This window comes from Thauera sp. (assembly GCF_035444905.1).
Classification (GTDB): Bacteria; Pseudomonadota; Gammaproteobacteria; order Burkholderiales; family Rhodocyclaceae; genus Thauera.
This window is the reverse complement of record NZ_DAOMPS010000012.1, coordinates 12,260-30,095: the sequence shown is the minus strand read 5'-3', so window position 1 is coordinate 30,095 and position 17,836 is coordinate 12,260. Positions and strand designations below refer to the sequence as shown.

14 protein-coding genes are annotated in these 17,836 nt (G+C 68.5%); 4 read left to right on the top strand and 10 right to left on the bottom strand.

Annotated elements, in window-relative coordinates; translation table 11 throughout:
* Position 1: 1 nt before the first annotated feature.
* Positions 2 to 1,363, bottom strand: a complete 1,362-nt coding sequence (locus PLC66_RS07730; protein ID WP_324539050.1) for a serine/threonine protein kinase — start codon at positions 1,361 to 1,363, stop codon at positions 2 to 4.
* 249 nt (positions 1,364 to 1,612) lie between these two features.
* Here PLC66_RS07730 and PLC66_RS07725 point away from each other — a divergent pair, with 249 nt between their 5' ends.
* The 3 genes from PLC66_RS07725 (at position 1,613) to ubiG (ending at position 4,589) form a co-directional block, all read left to right on the top strand.
* Positions 1,613 to 2,932 carry a TRZ/ATZ family hydrolase gene (locus PLC66_RS07725; protein WP_324539048.1) on the top strand — a complete coding sequence of 440 codons (1,320 nt, stop codon included), beginning with the start codon at positions 1,613 to 1,615 and terminating at the stop codon, positions 2,930 to 2,932.
* Between the two features lie 99 nt (positions 2,933 to 3,031).
* The gene (locus tag PLC66_RS07720; protein WP_324539046.1) at positions 3,032 to 3,736 is read left to right on the top strand and encodes an OmpA family protein; all 705 of its coding nucleotides are present in this window, start codon (positions 3,032 to 3,034) and stop codon (positions 3,734 to 3,736) included.
* A 148-nt stretch (positions 3,737 to 3,884) separates the two neighbouring features.
* Entirely contained in the window at positions 3,885 to 4,589 is a 705-nt protein-coding gene (ubiG, locus tag PLC66_RS07715; protein ID WP_324539045.1) for a bifunctional 2-polyprenyl-6-hydroxyphenol methylase/3-demethylubiquinol 3-O-methyltransferase UbiG, read from the top strand.
* A gap of 103 nt (positions 4,590 to 4,692) precedes the next feature.
* Here ubiG and PLC66_RS07710 read toward each other — a convergent pair whose 3' ends face one another.
* The 4 genes from PLC66_RS07710 to PLC66_RS07695 form a co-directional block, all read right to left on the bottom strand.
* Positions 4,693 to 5,364 (bottom strand): LutC/YkgG family protein, encoded by a 672-nt coding sequence (locus PLC66_RS07710; RefSeq protein WP_324539043.1) that lies wholly within the window; start codon positions 5,362 to 5,364, stop codon positions 4,693 to 4,695.
* Positions 5,365 to 6,804 (bottom strand): LutB/LldF family L-lactate oxidation iron-sulfur protein, encoded by a 1,440-nt coding sequence (locus PLC66_RS07705; protein ID WP_324539041.1) that lies wholly within the window; start codon positions 6,802 to 6,804, stop codon positions 5,365 to 5,367. It abuts the gene before it with no gap.
* Positions 6,801 to 7,646, bottom strand: coding sequence for a (Fe-S)-binding protein (locus tag PLC66_RS07700; protein ID WP_324539040.1), 846 nt, complete (start codon positions 7,644 to 7,646; stop codon positions 6,801 to 6,803). Before PLC66_RS07700 ends, PLC66_RS07705 begins: the two co-directional genes overlap by 4 nt.
* A 79-nt stretch (positions 7,647 to 7,725) precedes the next feature.
* Complete coding sequence (locus tag PLC66_RS07695) at positions 7,726 to 9,423, bottom strand: L-lactate permease (protein WP_324539039.1); 1,698 nt, start codon at positions 9,421 to 9,423, stop codon at positions 7,726 to 7,728.
* A gap of 298 nt (positions 9,424 to 9,721) precedes the next feature.
* Between PLC66_RS07695 and PLC66_RS07690 the strand changes: the two genes are divergently transcribed.
* Complete coding sequence (locus PLC66_RS07690; RefSeq protein WP_324539037.1) at positions 9,722 to 10,492, top strand: GntR family transcriptional regulator; 771 nt, start codon at positions 9,722 to 9,724, stop codon at positions 10,490 to 10,492.
* A gap of 117 nt (positions 10,493 to 10,609) precedes the next feature.
* Here the strand turns inward: PLC66_RS07690 and PLC66_RS07685 are convergent, their stop codons facing one another.
* The 5 genes from PLC66_RS07685 to PLC66_RS07665 form a co-directional block, all read right to left on the bottom strand.
* Complete coding sequence (locus PLC66_RS07685) at positions 10,610 to 11,827, bottom strand: lytic murein transglycosylase (protein ID WP_324539035.1); 1,218 nt, start codon at positions 11,825 to 11,827, stop codon at positions 10,610 to 10,612.
* Positions 11,828 to 11,863: 36 nt separating this feature from the next.
* Entirely contained in the window at positions 11,864 to 14,017 is a 2,154-nt protein-coding gene (locus tag PLC66_RS07680) for a M1 family metallopeptidase (RefSeq protein ID WP_324539033.1), read from the bottom strand.
* A 4-nt stretch (positions 14,018 to 14,021) separates the two neighbouring features.
* On the bottom strand, positions 14,022 to 15,242 hold the full coding sequence (locus tag PLC66_RS07675) for a ChaN family lipoprotein (RefSeq protein WP_324539031.1): 1,221 nt from the start codon (positions 15,240 to 15,242) through the stop codon (positions 14,022 to 14,024).
* A gap of 75 nt (positions 15,243 to 15,317) precedes the next feature.
* A complete protein-coding gene (ugpQ, locus tag PLC66_RS07670) occupies positions 15,318 to 16,073 on the bottom strand; it encodes a glycerophosphodiester phosphodiesterase (protein WP_324539029.1) in 756 nt (251 codons plus the stop codon).
* Positions 16,070 to 17,722, bottom strand: a complete 1,653-nt coding sequence (locus tag PLC66_RS07665) for an NYN domain-containing protein (protein WP_324539027.1) — start codon at positions 17,720 to 17,722, stop codon at positions 16,070 to 16,072. Before PLC66_RS07665 ends, ugpQ begins: the two co-directional genes overlap by 4 nt.
* Positions 17,723 to 17,836 lie beyond the last annotated feature (114 nt).

Sequence of the window (17,836 nt, the reverse complement as noted above, 5' to 3'; positions counted from 1 at the left end):
CTCAGGTGTCGAGCAGTTGCAGGTCGAAGCCGGTCGCCGTGTGTTCCGCACGCACGGCCGGCGGCGCAGCGGCCGCCATCTGCCGGGACAGGTGCGCCAGACGCCGCACCACCACGGTCGAGATCTCACGCCGGAAACGCTCCAGCACCTCCTCGCTGGCCAGCGCGAGCGCAGCCGGATTCACCTCGAGGTAGCTCAGGTCCTCGAGCGACACCACGGTGAGCATATGACGATGCTCGAGCTGATCGAGCCAGGCCTGCTCACCGAACACCTCGCCGGGCCCAAGCTCCATCACGCGGCGCCCCTCGACCGACAGCTCGACGCGCCCCTCGAGCACGATGCCGAAGCGCTGGTCGTTGTCGCCCTCGCGCATCAGTGCGACCCGCGGCCCCACCTTGCGCCAGGCGCAGATGCGCATGACCTCCCATAGATCGACATCCTCGAACTCGGTGAAGAAGGCCAGTCGGCGCAACCTGCCAAAGCGCTCGGCATCGAGCGGCACGTAGTTCTCATCCAGGATCTGGTAGCGCACCGCCGCCAGATCCTTGGCGAACTCGGCGCCGTTGCGGTAGCGCGAGTACAGGTCCTTCTCCAGCGCCTTGCGGATCACCGCATCCATCTGCTCGGGCACGTCGGGGTTGAGCTGCGACACCGAGGGCGGGTCGGCGTTGATGATCTTGTATACGAGCTGGGCCGGGTTGCTGGCACGGAAGGGCAGGCGGCCGGTCAGCAGATGGAAGAGCAGGACACCGAGCGAATACAGGTCGGTCTTCTGGTTGAGCGGGTAGCCCTTGATCTGCTCCGGGCTCATGTAGGCGGGCGAGCCGACCCCCATGATGAAGGTGGAGTCTGTGTCCATCTTCTTGTTGATGTTCAGCGCCAGGCCGAAGTCGGTGATCTTCACGTTGTCCTCGTCATCGACGAGGATGTTGGCCGGCTTGATGTCGCGATGGACGATGCCCTGCCTGTAGGCGTGATCGAGCGCCATGCAGCACTTGAACACGATGCCGATTGTGCGGTGGATGGGCAACAGCTTGTCGAAGCTGCAATAGCGCTCGAGCGAAGCGCCGGGAAAGTACTCCATCACCACGTAGGCCTGCGTCGGCTCGATCGACGCATCGAAGATGCGAATGATGTTGGGATGGTTGAGACGACTCGACACCACCTGCTCGGCCTTCAGCAACTTCACCAGCCGGCGGTTCCACTTGGCCTCGTCCTTGACCTTGTCGTCGAAGCGCACGTGCTTGACCGCAACCGGCCCGGGATGATCGTCGCTCTCGGCAAGATAGACGATCGCGGTGGCGCCCCGCCCGACCTCCCTGACGATCCTGTACTTGCCGATACGGTTCGGAATCCGGTTCATGCGTTTGTGGGCAGTTGCAGCACTGCCATGCGGCGTGACGAATGCACGGATTGTTGCATGAACCGGTGCGTGGCAGTGAGCCCTTGCACGCTTGGCGATCCCGTGCGCGCCGCTGCCGACACGCTGCGACCCGCACAGGCCGCATCGGGTCCGCCGACCGGCGTGTTGTGTGCCTGCCGGCCTGGATGCTTAAATCGGGCGCTGTCCTGCCCCCAAGCGATCCGCCCTCATCCGACCCGGAGCCCCGCCTTGATCGAAACCGTCGACCTGCTCATCCACGCACGCTGGATCGTCCCCGTCGAACCGGCCGGCGTCGTCCTCGAGGACCATTCCGTCGCCGTCCGCGGCGGCGACATCGTCGCCCTGCTGCCGCGTGCCCGGGCCGCGGCGACCTTTCGCGCCGACACGATCGTCGAACTGCCCGAGCACCTGCTGATGCCCGGCCTGGTCAATCTGCACGTCCACGCCGCGATGAACCTGATGCGCGGCATCGCCGACGACATGCCGCTGATGCGCTGGCTGCAGGAGGCAATCTGGCCTACCGAGGCGCGCCATGTCTCCGCTGCCTTCGTGCGCGACGGCACCTTGCTGGCCGCGGCCGAGATGCTGCGCGGCGGCATCACCACCTGCAACGACATGTACTTTCACCCGGAAGCAGCGGCCGAAGCCTTCTCGACGCTGGGGATGCGCGCCGTGGTCGGCGTCGTCATGCTCGAGTTTCCGACCCCCTTCGCGAGCGACGCCGACGACTACCTGCGCAAGGGCCTGGCCGCCCGTGATCGCTGGCAGGCCGACCCCCTGATCGATTTCGCGATCGCCCCGCATGCGCCCTATACCGTGAGCGACGCCAGCTTCGGCCGCGCGCTGGCGATTGCCGACGAGCTCGGCTTGCCGATCCACATCCATGTGCACGAGACCAAAGGCGAAATCGCCGACTCACTTGCCGCCCACGGCATGCGCCCGCTGTCCCGCCTTGCTCGGCTCGGCCTCCTCGGCGAGAACCTCATCGGCGTCCATGCCGTGCATCTGGACGATAGCGACATCGAGCTGCTCGCGCGCCACGGTTGCAGCGTGGCCCACTGCCCGACCTCGAACATGAAGCTCGCTAGCGGCATCGCCCCCGTGACCCGCCTGCTCGAAGCCGGTATCCGCGTCGGACTGGGCACCGACGGCGCGGCCAGCAACAACCGGCTCGACCTGCTGCAGGAAATGCGCCACGCCGCCCTGCTCGCGAAAGTGGCCAGCCACGACGCCACCGCCGTGCCCGCCCACACCGCCTTGCACATGGCGACACTCGGCGGCGCACAGGCACTCGGACTCGGCGCCCGCATCGGCTCGATCGAGCCTGGCAAGGCCGCAGACCTGTGTGCAGTCGACCTCGGCAGGCTGCACTGTCGGCCCCGCTTCGATCCGGTTTCACACCTCGTCTATGTTGCCGGCCGCGAGGACGTCAGCCATGTGTGGGTAAACGGAGAAACCCGCGTGGACAAAGGCGTTGCGCTGTTGCATATTAGAGACAGCGAATTGCTGCGGCTCGCGTCAGTGTGGCAAACTAAGCTCGGTAATTGAACTGGATATACTGGTGCAACCCGACGCGAAGACGGCATAACGCACGTTTTCATTTCGTTCAGTGGCAATTCCGGCGACTCGCCCTTCAAAGAGGAAACCATGATCAAACAAACCAAGAAGCAGATGCTCATGCTGGCCGCCATCGCCTCGTTCGGCGTGTCCGCTCCCAGCGCCTTCGCGCAGGTCAACGATGTTGTCGTGGCCGGCCAGGGGGAAATCCCGTACGTCATCGACGCCCGTAACGTCGTCGCCCGTAGCGGTACCGGCCTGTGCTGGCGCACCGGTTACTGGAGCCCGGCTGCCGCCTCGACCGCGCTGGCTGGCGAGTTCCCGGTTGGTTGCGCTTGCGACGCCGACATCGTTCCGGCCGACAAGTGCGTCGCCCCGGTCGCTGCCGCTGCGCCGGCGCCGGCTCCGAGGCCCACCGCCGACAAGATCAAGCTGTCGGCCGACGCCCTGTTCGACTTCGACAAGGCCGTGCTGAAGCCCGAAGGCCAGGCTCGCCTGAACGAACTCGCCGCCCAGGCCAAGGACCTCAAGCTGGAAGTGATCCTCGCCGTCGGCCACACCGACCGCATCGGCTCGGCCGCTTACAACCAGCGCCTGTCCGAGCGCCGTGCCGCCGCCGTCAAGACCTACCTGGTCTCGCAGGGTGTCGACGCCAACCGTATCTACACCGAAGGCAAGGGCAAGACCCAGCCGGTGACCGGCAACCAGTGCGACAACGTTCGCGGTCGCGCTGCGCTGATCTCCTGCCTGCAGCCGGATCGTCGCGTGGAAGTGGAAGTCATCGGCTCCAAGTAATTTCGAGCCCGATGCAAGAAAAGCCCTGCTTCGGCGGGGCTTTTTCATTTGGGCCGCGCCCCGCGCGGCCCCCCTGGAACATTGCCCCGACCTTGCGGTCCTTCTTGGCACGCATCCCTTCGCAAACTGCAACGCGAGTCCACCGACCATGAGCACACTCAACGCCGACCCCGCCGAACTGCAGAAATTCAGTGAGCTCGCCCACCGCTGGTGGGATCCTGCCTCGGAGTTTCGCCCGCTCCACGAGATCAATCCCCTGCGGCTGAGCTGGATCAACGGCAAGGCCGAGCTTGCCGGCAAGAAGGTCCTCGACGTCGGTTGTGGCGGTGGCATCCTGGCCGAGGGCATGGCAGCGGTCGGTGCCGAGGTGACCGGCATCGACCTGTCGGAAAAGGCGCTCAGCGTGGCGCGCCTGCACCTGTTCGAAAGCGGCCACAAGGTCGACTACCGCCTGTTCAGCGCCGAGGCCTTCGCCGACGAGAACCCGGCCGCCTTTGACGTCGTCACCTGCATGGAAATGCTCGAACACGTGCCCGACCCCGCCAGCACCATCGCCGCCTGCGCGCGCCTGGTCAAGCCGGGCGGCCACGTGTTCTTCTCCACGCTCAACCGCAACCTCAAGTCCTATGTGTTCGCCATCATCGGTGCCGAGTACGTCCTCAAGCTGCTGCCCGCCGGCACCCACGAGTACGCCAAGTTCATCAAGCCTTCGGAACTCACGCGCTACTGCCGCCAGGCTGCTCTCGACGCGCAGGAACTGATCGGCATGAGCTACAACCCGCTCACCAAGGTCTATTCCCTCGGTCGCGATACCGACGTCAATTACCTGCTGCATACCCATCGCCCGGACTGAGTCCGCGCGCTGAGCGCGCTGCGCGGATCCGCGCCCCGAAATGCACTGCGCCCCGATCGCCCTCAAGCGGCCGATCGGGGCGCAGTGCATTCACAGCCCGGTCTCAGGCGTCTTCGACAATCAGGACCAGCAGCTCCTTGGGCCCATGGGCGCCATAGGCCAGCGTCTGCTGGATGTCGGCGGTCTTGGACGGCCCCGATACCAGCAGCGCATTGGTCGGCAGGCCGCCAGACCAGTTCTGCGCCTGCATCATCTCGAACAGGTTGTCGCGCACCTCGCTCGCCTTCAGCAAGGCGATATGGAACGGCGGCACCAGACTCAGCAGGCGCGGCTCTTGCGGCGTCGGCCACACCACCAGACTGCCGGTGGCGGCGATGCCGCCCAGCGTGCCGGTCAGCGAGGCCGGTGTGCGGAAGAAGAGCTCGTCCTTCCACTCCTCCACCGGGCGATCGTAGGCCTTCAGGCGCAAGCCGGCGCCGGTGAGCGCCACATGTCCGGCAAGCTGCTGGCCATGCGGTGTCGCCGGCGAAATCAGCAATTCGCCGATGTTGCGCGTGGCCAGCGCCTCGAGCACCTGCTGCGGCCACGTGGCCTGGGTCGTCAGCCGGGTTTCACCATGCACCGCCTCGAGCATGGTGCGCAGGCGTGCGATGCGATCGGCGGGCGCGTAACGCCACGGCTCGGTGAGCAGGGCCACGTCGTAGTCGTCGGCGACCGGGGTCGTGCCCGCCAGGCTGCCGCGCAGCTTGGCGAGAATCCTGTCCTTGGCGCTCATTCACTGTTCTCCGAGATGCTCGCGAGCGAGCTCGTGCAGGGTGCGTGCGGCGGGTTTGGGGGCGCTGCGATGCTCGGTCCAGGGGCCGATCCTGGACGGCATCAAGGCGCTCAAGCGCGTGCCGGCGAAGGTGAGGGCGCGGTACAGCGCGGGCGAGGTGTTCATCTTGCGCCACGCCTTCCACACCATCGCCTCCTTCTTCGAGTACTTCGTCCCCTGCCCCCGCATGTGATGCGGCTCGGCCTGCGGCGGGCGCACCGCCTCCTCACGCAGCCGGCGCAGCAGTGCGGGGATGGGAATCTTGACCGGGCAGACCTCGCCGCAGGCGCCACACATGGACGAGGCCGTGGGCAGGTCGCGGGTCGTGTCCAGACCCAGCATGTGCGGGGTGATGATCTTGCCGATCGGCCCCGGATACACCGTGCCGTAGGCGTGCCCGCCGATTCGGGTATAGACCGGGCAGTGGTTCATGCAGGCGCCGCAGCGTATGCAGTTGAGCGTCTGGCGCAGTTCGCCGTCGGCAAAGGCCTGGCTGCGGCCATTGTCGAGCAGCACCAGGTGCACCTCCTGCGGACCGTCGAGTTCGTCGGCCTTGCGCGGGCCCGAGATCATATTGACGTAGGTGGTGATCGCCTGGCCGGTCGCCGAGCGCGTCAGCAGCGACAGCAGCGGCACGACGTCGCGCAGGTTCTCCACCACCTTCTCGATGCCGGTGACCGCGATGTGCACCGGAGGCACCGTGGTCGACATGCGGCCGTTGCCCTCGTTCTCGACCAGCAGCAGGGTGCCGGTCTCGGCGATGGCGAAGTTGACCCCCGACACGCCGATGTCGGCCTCGAAGAAGTTGCGGCGCAGCGTCTCGCGGCCGATCTGGATCAGGCGGTCGACATCCTCGGTGTAATCGACCTCGAGCTTGTCGTGGAACAGCGAGGCCACCTGGCCGACGTTGAGGTGGATCGCGGGCATGATGATGTGCGAGGGCTTCTCCTCGCGCAGCTGCACGATGAATTCGCCCATGTCGGATTCGAGGCAATCCACCCCGCGCTCACCGAGGTAATGGTTCATCTCCATTTCCTCGCTGACCATGGACTTGCCCTTGATCACCTTCTTCGCCGCGTGCCGCTCGACGATGCGGTGCACGATGGCATTGGCCTCGTCCACCGTCTCGGCCCAGTGCACCTTGACGCCGTTGCGGCTCAGGTTCGCATCCAGCCGCTCGAGCAGCTCGGGCAGCTTGGACAAGGCGCGCGCGCGCACACGGTTGCCGAACGCACGCAGGCGCTCGAGCTCGTCGCCGTCCGGGAACTGGACGCGGCGCTTGTCCATCAGGAAGTCCATCGCACCACGGAAGTTGCGCCGCAGCTGCGGATCGGCCAGCGCCTCGCGCGCATTGCGCTTGAACGCGATCGGGACGGCGGGCAGCTCGGTCATCGCGCTCATTGCCGACCTCCTTTCCTGCCCTCGCCTGCCCCGGCCACCGTGCGGCGCAGCAGGAAGCTCGCCAGGTGCTCGCCGCGCAGGCGCTCGCCCTGCTTCTCGAAGCAGCCGTTGATGTTGAGGAGGCAGCCACAGTCGGCGCTCACCACCTCGGCCGCGCCCGAGCCCTTCAGCGCCGCGGTCTTGTCCTTGACCATCGCGCCGGAGATATCGGGCATGCGCACGCTGAAGGCGCCGCCAAAGCCGCAGCATTCGCTCTCGTGGTCGTGATCGACCCGCTCCACGCCGTCCAGTTGCGCCAGCAGCGCTCGCCCATGCAGGTGGGTATTCATCTCGCGCCGTGCCGAGCATGAGGTGTGGAGCGCGACCTTCACCGGCGCGCCGCCGTCGTGCAGTTGCACGCGACACACGTTCAACAGGAACTCGGCAAGCTCGAAGGTGCGCGCCGCCAGCGACTCGACCTGCCTCAAGGCCTGCGGCTCGTCCTTGAACAGCTCGAAGTAGTGATGGCGGAACATCCCCGCACAGGAGCCGGACGGCACGACCACCGGCCACTCGCCGGCAAACAGCGCGAGCTGCGCGCGCGCCACCTCGCGCGCCTCGTCGGTGTAACCCGAGGTGTAGGCCGGCTGGCCGCAGCAACTCTGCGCCTGCGGAAAATGCACCTTGATGCCCTCGCGCTCGAGCAGGCGGATCGCGTCCATGCCGGCGCTCGGAAAGAACAGATCCAGCACGCAGGTCCCGAACAGGAACACGTCCGACGGCTTGGCCGGATACGCACGCGGCGGCTCGATGGCCGGCGCCACCCGGGTCGCGTTGGCTGCGGCTGATGTGGAATGACTCATGCGAATCGTCTCCCTTGGGGTCTTACTGATTCTGCAGCAGCGCGGGGGTGCCCGCGACTGCTGCTAACACTTACTGCGGCTACTGAGCGACCAGCGGATCGGTGACGCCGAGCACGTAGATCGCGACCATCGCCACCACGCCGGCCATCAGCACGTAATACACCGTCGGCCAGAAGGTCTTGCGCAGGATCGCGCCCTCGCGCCCGAGCAGGCCGACGGTGGCCGATGCCGCGACGACGTTGTGGATCGCCACCATGTTGCCCGCTGCCGCCCCGATCGCCTGCACCGCCACGATCACCGCGCCCGAGATGCCGAGCGTGCTCGCCACGCCGAACTGGAACTGGCTCAGCATCATGTTGCTGACCGTGTTCGATCCCGCGATGAAGGCGCCCAGCGCGCCGACCGAGGGTGCGAGCAGCGGATAGACCCCGCCCACACTGTCGGCCACCCACTGCGCCATCGCAATCGGCATGCTCGGCAGGTCGGCCGCGTTGACACCGGAGTTGATCAGGATGCGCACCATCGGCACGGTGAAGAGGAGCACGAAACCGGCGCCGAGCAGCACGCGCGACGACTCGCCCACCGCCTTGGCCAGGGAGCGCGCATGCATGCCATGCAGCACGACCGTGATCAGCACCACCGCCACCAGGATGCCACCCGGCAGGTAGAGCGGCTGGAAGTTGGCGCTGACGCCCTTTTCGCCGAGCAGGTTGGGGAAGCTCAGCACGACCGCCTTGAGCGCATCGCCGAACTCCGGCACCACCCGGCTCAGCACCAGCAGCGCACCGACCAGCACATAAGGCAGCCAGGCCCGCAGCATGCCGATCTGCTGGTGACGGGGCAGCTGGTCGAGCTTCATCTCGACGCTGCCCATCCAGTCGCTCGGCCAGTCCTTGGGCTCGGCGAAGTCCCAGTGCTTCTTCGGCACCAGGAAGCCGAAGCGCGCCGCCGAAGTGACGATCGCCAGGCCGACCAGGCCGCCGAGCAGCGAGGGAAACTCCGGCCCCAGAAAGACACCGGTCAGCGCATACGGGATGGTGAAGGACAGGCCGGCGAACAGCGCGAAGGGCAGCACCTCGAGGCCGGCCTTCCAGCTCTTGTCCTTGCCGAAGAATCGCGTCAGCATCATCGCCATGATCAGCGGCATCACGGTGCCGACGATGGCATGGATGATCGCGACGTTGCTCGTGATGAGCTGCAGGAAGACCTCCCAGCTCGAACCGCGCTCGACCAGTTGAGCGCCGATCGCCGCCGTGTCCAGACCGCTATTGACACCGATGATGATCGGCGTGCCGACCGCCCCGAAGGAGACCGGCGTGCTCTGCACCAGCATGCCGAGCAGCACCGCGGCCAGCGCGGGAAAGCCGATCGCCACCAGCAGCGGCGCCGCGATCGCGGCCGGCGTGCCAAAGCCTGAGGCGCCCTCGATGAAGCAGCCGAACAGCCAGGCGATGATGATGGCCTGGATGCGGCGGTCGGGGCTGATCGTGGCAAAGCCGGCGCGGATCGTGCTGATCGCCCCCGAATACTTCAGCGTGTTGAGCAGCAGGATGGCGCCGAAGATGATCCACAGCACGCCGATGGTGATGATCAGGCCTTGCAAGGTGGACGCGAGGACGCGGTTGAAGCTCATGTCCCATACGAAAAGACCGATGCACGCGGTGAGCACATACACGACCGGCATCGCCCGCTTGGCGGGCCAGCGCAGGCCGACGAGCAGGATCGCGGCGAGCAGGATCGGAGAAAAGGCGATTAAGGCGAGCGTACCGGCTTGCATGCAGTACCTCGCTCAGAACGGCAGGCGCGCGCTGCGCACCAGGGATTGAAGGACCAGACCCGACATCGACACTCTCCACGCAGCGGTTGAATTCATCTTTTACCAAACTTGGTCTTACCAATTGACCATTTGTTGGCTTAGACTAGGGGAGCCGGTGAGGGCTGTCAATCGCAAAGATCAATTTTCCCGATGTGCGTATAAGGTTGCGCCGGCTTGCCCGCAGCACCTCTAGCGGCTAGATTCCAGCCGCCGCGTGCCGATGCACGCGGCGCCGGTGTACGAACCTGGAGAAGAATCGATGAAAGCCACGCCTCTGCAGCAACGCCGCCTGTCCGATGACATCGTCGAGCGCGTCGAGACGCTGATCCTCGAGGGCAGCCTGCGCCCGGGCGAGCGCCTGCCGGCAGAGCGTGCGCTGGCGGAGCAGTTCGGCGTCTCCCGCCCCTCGGTGCGCGAAGCGCTGCAAAAGCTCATCGCGCGGGGCCTGCTGCTGAGCCGGCATGGCGGCGGCACCTTCGTCAGCGACGCGCTCGGCTCGTCCTTCCGCGACCCGATGATCGAGCTGCTCGAGCGCAGCCCCGAGGCCCAGCGCGACCTCATCGAGTTCCGCCACACGCTGGAGGGCTCGTGCGCCTACTACGCCGCCTTGCGCGCCACCGAGCCCGACCTTGAACGCCTCGGCGCCGCCTTCGAGCGCGTGGAGGCATGCTATCTACGCAAGGGTCGGGTGAGCCGTGCCGAAGAAGGGGCGGCCGATGCCCACTTCCACCTCGCCATCGCCGAGGCCAGCCACAACGCGGTGCTGCTGCACACCATCCGCAGCCTGTTCGAGCTGCTCGAACGCAACGTGGTGACCAATATTGGCGGCATGCTGCCGGCGGGCAGCGAAGTGCGGGATGCCTTGCTCGACCAGCATCGCGCGCTCTTCCACGCCATCAAGGAACGGCGTGCGGAAGATGCGCGCCAGCTCGTGTATGCGCACCTCGACTACGTGCAGGAGGTGCTCACCGAAGCACAGAACGAAGCCCGGCGCATCGAGCGCTCGCAGCGCCGTCGCGCGACGGCCTGAGCGTCAGCGCCCCCGTACCGGATTGCGTGTGCGCTGACGAACCAGAGCGCCACCGTCCGCCGACCAACCGGGCCCTCGCAGGCCCCCTCGCCTTGCTCGGCCCCTCCCCCGCCTTGCTCAGCCCCCGCCCTGACGCGCCGTCTGCGCCCGCAGCGCGTTGAGTGCGCGCTGGCCGGCACGGCCGTCGGCCTGCAGTCCGAGCCGGGCCTGCTCGAGCTTCAGCGCTTCGCGCGTGCGCGTACCGATCATGCCGTCGGCAGCGCCGATGTCATGGCCACGGGCGATCAGCAGCTCCTGCAGCTCGCGGCGCTCGGCACGCGACAGGCCCGGATCGTCGGTCGGCCAGGGGGTGGCGAAGCCGCCGGCGCCGCGCAGGCGGTCGGACAGGTGGGCGATTGCCAGGCCGTAGCTCTCGGCGGCGTTGTAGGAATACAGCGCGTCGAAGTTGCGCGTGACCAGAAAGGCCGGCCCCGCCGCCCCGGCGGGCAGCAACAGGCCGGCGGGCGTCGCGCCTGCCGGCAGCGGCGAGCCATCGACGCGCCTGACGCCGCGCGCCGCCCAGTCGCTCATCGGCTGCTTGTTGCGCCGCCCCGCGCCCGAGGTGTCCATGCCGCGCGGCAGGCGCACCTCGAAGCCCCACTGCAGATCGCTGCGCCAGCCGGCGCGCTTGAGGAAGTTGGCGGTCGAGGCCAGCGCATCGGGCACACTATCGACCAGGTCGCGCCGCCCGTCACCATCGAAATCCACCGCCAGGCGCATGAAGGTGCTGGGCATGAACTGGGTGTGGCCGAAGGCCCCCGCCCACGAGCCGGTGAGACGCTCGGGCGCCACATGTCCGTCCTGGATGATCTTCAGCGTGGTGAAGAACTCGCCGCGGAAGAAACTCTGCCGCCGCCCGAAGCAGGACAGCGTCGACAGCGAGGTGAGCAGCGGCCGGCTGCCGAAATTGCGCCCATAATTGCTCTCCACCCCCCACACCGCCACCACCGTGGCGGCATCGACCGCATATTCAGCCTCCACGCGGGCCAGCACCTCGCGCCACTCGGCGAGCATCGCCCGGCCGTCGGCCACCCGTTCCTCATCCACCAGGCCGGCCATGTAATCCCAGATCGGGGTGACGAACTCGGGCTGGGCGTCGAGGAAGCCGATCACCGCCATGTCCGGCGCCAGGGCGGCGGTATGGGTGTCGAAGCTTGCGGTGCTGACACCCTTGGCGGGCGCCTCGGCACGCAGGCCCGCCAGGCAGGCGGCGAAGGCCGCCTCGTCGGCCCGGGCGGGGGCAATGGCAGGGACAAGGGAGACGGCGAGCGTGGCAGCGAGCAGGTGGCGGCGCATGGGATTTCCGTTGCTGATGGTCAGGCGAAGTCTACCTCAGTGCGCGATCTGGATCGCGCGCCCGGGCGCATCCCAGACGCCACGATCGATGGCGCGACTACCCTCGAACACCAGCCAGCTCTGGCTGCCGTAATGCGGCAGCGGGCGCAGCAAGGCCTCGAGCGCCGCCGCATCCTGCGCCGACACCACCGCCAGCGGCGGGCCATCGCGGCCTTCCACGGTCCACACCTGGGCCGTCCCCCTGCCCTGCAGGGCCGTCGGCCGCGCCGGCAGTCCGGCCCCGGCGAGCAGCGCATCGACCGCCGCATGGCTGCCGACCAGCAGCAGCGGCTCGCCGCCGCGCGCCAGCTCGGCACCCCCCGACCTGCGCGGCGGGCGCTCGAACAGGCGCTGTGCGAGCGTATCCGCAGCCGCCACCAGCCCGGCCGGGGCGGCGCGCCCGGCGTGCTCGACATCGGCGACCACCAGGCGCGGTGCGCGGGCGATGATCCACTGGCGCAGGATGGGCGGCAGCTGCTCGGCCTCGGGCAGGCGCCAGACACGCAGTTCCGGGTCGAGGTGCAGTACGTCGGGACGAAAGTCGAGCGTCAGCGCGGTCTCGGCCGATTCGGCTTCGAGCGTGACCCACTGCGTCTGGCGCCGCCCCTCGGCGACGAATTCCAGGGGCAGGTCCAGCACATACGCGGGAGCATCCTGTTCGAGGCGCACCTGCACCCGCGTTGTCCGCGCTGCGCTGTCGTCGCCGTCGCCCGGTTCGGCGGCCGCGCCCGCCCGCTCCTCATCGTCCGCTGCCCGGTCCATCATGTCATCGATGATCCGCGCGGCCGCCACGCGCACCTGGGGGCCGCCCGCCCGCGCCAGCCACTGCGCAAAGAAGCCGTCCAGCGCCTCGCCCGACGCCGACTCGAACGCGGCCTGCAGCTCGCCCCAGCCCGCGATGCGAAAACGCTGCTGCTCCCAGAACAGACGGATGCCGCGCTCGAACGCCTCCTCGCCCAGGCGGTCGCGCAGCATCACGAACACCATCGCCGCCTTGCCATAGCCCACCGCCGCGGCCGCGCCATGGGTGCGCGAGCGGAAGGCGGCCAGCGGCTGGTGCTCACCTGCAGGCACGGCGGCAAAATCGCGCAGCCAGCCCAGGCGCATCTCGCGCGCCGCCGCGGCCGACTCGACCTCCTTGTAGGCGTAGTCGGCCATGAAGGTGGTCAGCCCTTCCGACCAGTTGCCGCGCGCATAATCGACCAGCACGCCGTTGCCCCACCAGTTGTGCAGCACCTCATGGCCGAGCGAGGTAGCACGGATGAAGGGCAGGCGCAGCACCTGCTCGCCGATGTAGGTCAGCGTCGGCATGCCGAAGCCGGTCGGCAGGGGGCTGGCCACCACCGAGAACTCGGTGAAGGGGTAGGCACCGATGCGCGTGCTGTAGTGCTCGATGTAGCGCAGGCTGTCGGCGAGATAGCCGTCCGCGAGGCCGTCCGTCGCGTCGAGCTCGGGCGGGAAATAGGTGCGCAGGCGCAGCGGACGACCGTCGGCCTGCACGTGTTCGCGCTCGCGCACCTGCCAGGGGCCGGCCATCAGGTCGATGCCGTCGCTGCGCTGCGAGAACTCGAACGATGCGCGGTAGGTGGGATCGTCGGCCGTCGGCAGCCTCTCATCCGCCAACCGTCCCGCCACCAGCGCGCGCTGCGCGCCAGGTACGGCAATATCGACCCGATAGGAGAAGAGCTCGGCCGGACGCGGATACCAGACACTGCCCGCCGGCAGGAAGCTCCCCTCGGGCGCCGCCATCGGCGGCATGCCCTGCAGCACGCCACGGTGATCGCGCCCGCGCTCGAGCGCCGCCAGCGTGCCGCCATACTCCAGGCGCAAGCGCGCGCCGTTCGGCACCTGCACCCGCCACGCGCGCAGGCTGCCGCGCTGGCCCAGCGCCTGCAACTGCAAGCTTCGGCCTGCAGCGCTCGCTGCGGAGGGCTGCAGGCCCTCGTGCAGCAGGAAACAAAAATCGGCCTCCGCCGGTTGCAGCTCGGCGCGCACCGCCAGAACCCGCGTGGCCGGGTCCAGCCGGACGTCGAGATGGATGTCGAAGGGCTGCTCGGAGACCGCCTGCGGCGCTGCCAGCGCACGGACGGAAACCATCAGCAGGCCGCACAGCAGCAGCACCGCCAGCCCGCGCAAACCCCGCCCCGTCATGCCCTCAACGTCCCTGCTGCGGGAAGCGCACCACCATCTCCAGCGTCTCCTCACCGCGCTTGAGCTTCATCGGCAACCAGGTGCCCGGCGGTTGCTGGCGCACCGCGGCGATGAGATGGATGCTGCGCTTCATCGGCGAGCCGGCCGCCTCGGTGACGATGTCGCCGCTCAACAGCCCGCTCTGCTCGGCCAGGCTGCCCGCACTGACCTCGGCGATGCGCACGCCATCGGCATGCTCTTCGAGCGCCACGCCCAGGCGCGGCGGTGGCGGCGGGCTGTGGATCGGCGCAGGCAAGGCAAACACGGCGTCGGCCAGACCGGGGCGAAGCTGACGGCAATCGGTCGTCGCCACCACCGGCAGCAGCTGGCCGATCGAAGCCACGCCAAGATCGCGCAACTGGTGCGCGACGCCATGGCCGAAGCGCACGTGCCCGCTGCCCATGATGCCGACCGCCAGCGGCGCCTCGCCCGCCGCCGTGGCATGCGCGCTGCGCGCGGCGATCAGGGCCTCGGCCATCGCGCGATCCCAGGTGAGTTGCGAATCGACGAAATTGCGGAAGCTGGCGTCGCGCCGCCCGCCCGGGCGCCGATCGTGGCCACCCATGCCGGCATGCTGGCGATGGATCCCGTACAGAAAGTCCTCGTACTCGCTCGAAGGCGCCGCGGCCGCGCCCACGCCCTCGCGCTCGGCTTCGGGCACGGCGGCCCAGCCCTTCTGTGCCACGCTGCGCGTCAGCGCCGAGTCCACGTTCAGGGCCACCATCGGGATGCGGTTGAGGCGCGCGAAGTGGAACAGCGGCAGGTAGAGCTCGGCCGGCATGCTCCACACCCGGCCCCAGTCGGCTTCGGCGAGGAAGGCCGCCTCGCTCAGCTCACCTGCGACCCAGCGATCGAGCACCGGCTGCACCCGGCGCGGGAACATCTCGAAGCCGATCACCATGTGTGGCCGCTGCGCATGCAGCGCGGCCAGCGTCTGCAACTGCCAGCGGTGGTGGTCCATGTCGTCATGCTGTTCGCCGAGCAGGACCACATCGCGCCGCGCCATCGCCGCGAGCAGGGACACGGCGTCCGCCGCCTGCGGCTTTGCGGCGTCGAGCCGCATCCAGCTGCCAGGCTCCAGGCATTGCGCAGCGGCGCGGGCTGGCTGGGCGAGCACGCCCAACGCCGCGAAGGCCAGGAGACTGCCGGCAAGCGCGGCGGCGCCGAACCGAGAACGTAGAGACATGGCGGTCTGCTCGTCAGAAGAACAAGCGGTAGAGCACGGGTCCGCGCGCGAGTTCCGGCCAGCGCCAGCGGCGAGCTATGCGGGCAGCGCGTCCGGCGTGAAATGATCGACGCGATCGGTGATCAGCCCGTCGAGCCCCAAGTCGAGCAGGCGCTGCGCGTCCTCGTCGTCATTGACCGTGTAGGCCAGCAGGCGCAGCCCGGCGCTGCGCGCGCGCTCGGCATGCGCGGCCGTCCAAGCCGAGCGCTCGCCCACCACCGCCACGCAGCCCAGGCACTGCGCGGTCGCCAGCCAGTCGCCCTCGAAACGCGCTAGCAGCAGTGCGCGCGGCAGATCGGGCGCTGCCCCGGCGGCAGCCTCGAGCGCGGCCACCGCAAAGGACGACAGCAGTGGCGGCGGCGCCCACGTCCAGCTTCGCGCCAGCTGCTGCGCCACCACCAGCCCGGTGCGCCGCTCGTCACCGGGCGCAGGCTTGAGCTCGACGTTCAACGCGCACGCCTGGCGCCGGCAGAAGTCCACCACGGCCGCAAGCGAAGGCAGGCGCTCGCCCGCGTGGCGAGCCGAATGCCACGCGCCCGCGTCGAGCGCGGATAGCGTGGTCCAGTCGAAGTCGAGGGCCTCGCCACGGCCACTGGTGGTGCGTTCGAGACGATCGTCGTGGAGCAGGAAGGCCTGGCCGTCCGCGCTCAGGCGGACGTCGCATTCGAACATGCGATAGCCGTGCGCATAACCGAGCGCAAAGGCCGCCAGCGTGTTCTCGGGCGCCAGGCGACCGGCGCCACGATGGGCGATCCAGCGCGGATAAGGCCACGCCGGCCCGTCCCTGCTCATCCGCCGGCTTCGGCCTTCGGCTTGTGCGAACGGCGGCTGCGGCTGGCCGGCTTCTTTACGGGCGGGGCGTCTGCCTCTGCGCCCTCTGCGGTGCCGCCCGCGGCCGTGCCACCGGCGCTCGCAGCGGGCAGCGGTGCAGCCAGGGACGGCGCACTCGCCAAGGGCGCGACTTCGTCGGCCCGCACCGGCACCGCGAAGGCTCCCGCCGCCGCTGCCGTGTCCTTTTCTGCCTTGCCGCCGGCTTTGCGTCGTGCGCCGCCCTTCGCGCGCGCTTCGCCGGCCGCCGGCGCACTCTCGGCTGACGCCCGAGTGCGCCGCGCCGGCTTCCTGGCCGGGGCGGGCGCGACGGCCGCTTCAGGGCGTGCGGGCTCGACGCGATCCGCCGCATGCCCAGCCTTGCCCGCCTCGGCGGGACTCGCGGCCATGGCTGCAGCCACTCCCGGCAGCGTCTCCGCCGCGGAGGCCGGACGTTTGGAGGACGGACGTTTGGAGGCCGGAGGTCCGGATGTGGGGACTGCGGAGGCCGGGGCTGCCGGGGCCGCCGCGGCTGCGACAGACGCGGCCTCCGTTGCGCCCGCACCCCCCGCACCCAATTCGTCGGTCGCTGCTTGCGTCGCCTCCTGCTCCCTGGACGTGGACTCCGCAGCCCCCCGGCCACTCCCGCGCCGACGCGACGAGCGCGCCGCGCTCCTGTCCCCGCGACCACCCCGCTCCTCAGGCGCGGCCGCCTCCGCCGTCCCAGACTCGACGGTCACCTCGTCCGACACCGACGGCGCCTCTGCATGCGCCAACGCGGCCTCGTGCTCGGCCGCTGCACGCTCGACCGTCGCACTCGGTCGGCTCACATAGGTGCCCGACTTCTCGTCCCGCCCGAGCTCCAGCAGCCCGCGTGTCTGCGCCTCTTCGAGCAAGTTGCCGAAGGCGCGGAAGCCGAAGTAGCTCTCGTTGAAGTCCGGTTTGCGCCGCTTGATCGCCTCCTTCAGCATCGAGGCCCAGATCTTGCCGCTCTCGCCGCGCTCGGCCAGCAGCGCCTCGAAGGTCTCGACCGCGATGTCGATCGCCTGGCGGCGCCGCGCCTCGCTCTCCTCCTTGCGCCGCTTCTCCTCCTCGGGCGAGCGCTTGGGTGGCGGCGTACTGTCGCGCGCGTCGCGCTTGGCCGCCGCGCGCTGACTGTCGCGCACCAGATCGTCGTAGAAGATGAACTCGTCGCAATTGGCGATCAGCAGGTCGGAGGTCGATTGCTTGACGCCGACGCCGATCACCTGCTTGGCGTTCTCGCGCAGCTTGGACACCAGCGGCGAGAAATCCGAATCACCACTGATGATGACGAAGGTGTCGACATGCGACTTGGTGTAGCACAGGTCGAGCGCATCGACCACGAGGCGGATGTCGGCGGAGTTCTTGCCCGACTGGCGCACGTGCGGGATCTCGATGAGCTCGAAATTGGCCTCGTGCATCGCCGCCTTGAAGCTCTTGTAGCGGTCCCAGTCGCAATAGGCCTTCTTGACCACGATGCTGCCCTTGAGCAACAGGCGCTCAAGCACGCGCTTGATGTCAAACTTCTCGTAGTTGGCATCCCGCACGCCCAGCGCCACGTTTTCGAAGTCGCAGAACAGCGCCATGCTGATGCTGTCGGGGGATGAGGCCATGAACGTCTCCGTTGCAGTCAAGGTGTCGATGGTAAGGCCTGGGCCGACGCGGCGCCAGCCGGCGCCATCGCCTATCATGCAATTGGCTTGATCGCAGCCAGGCCTTGCACAGAC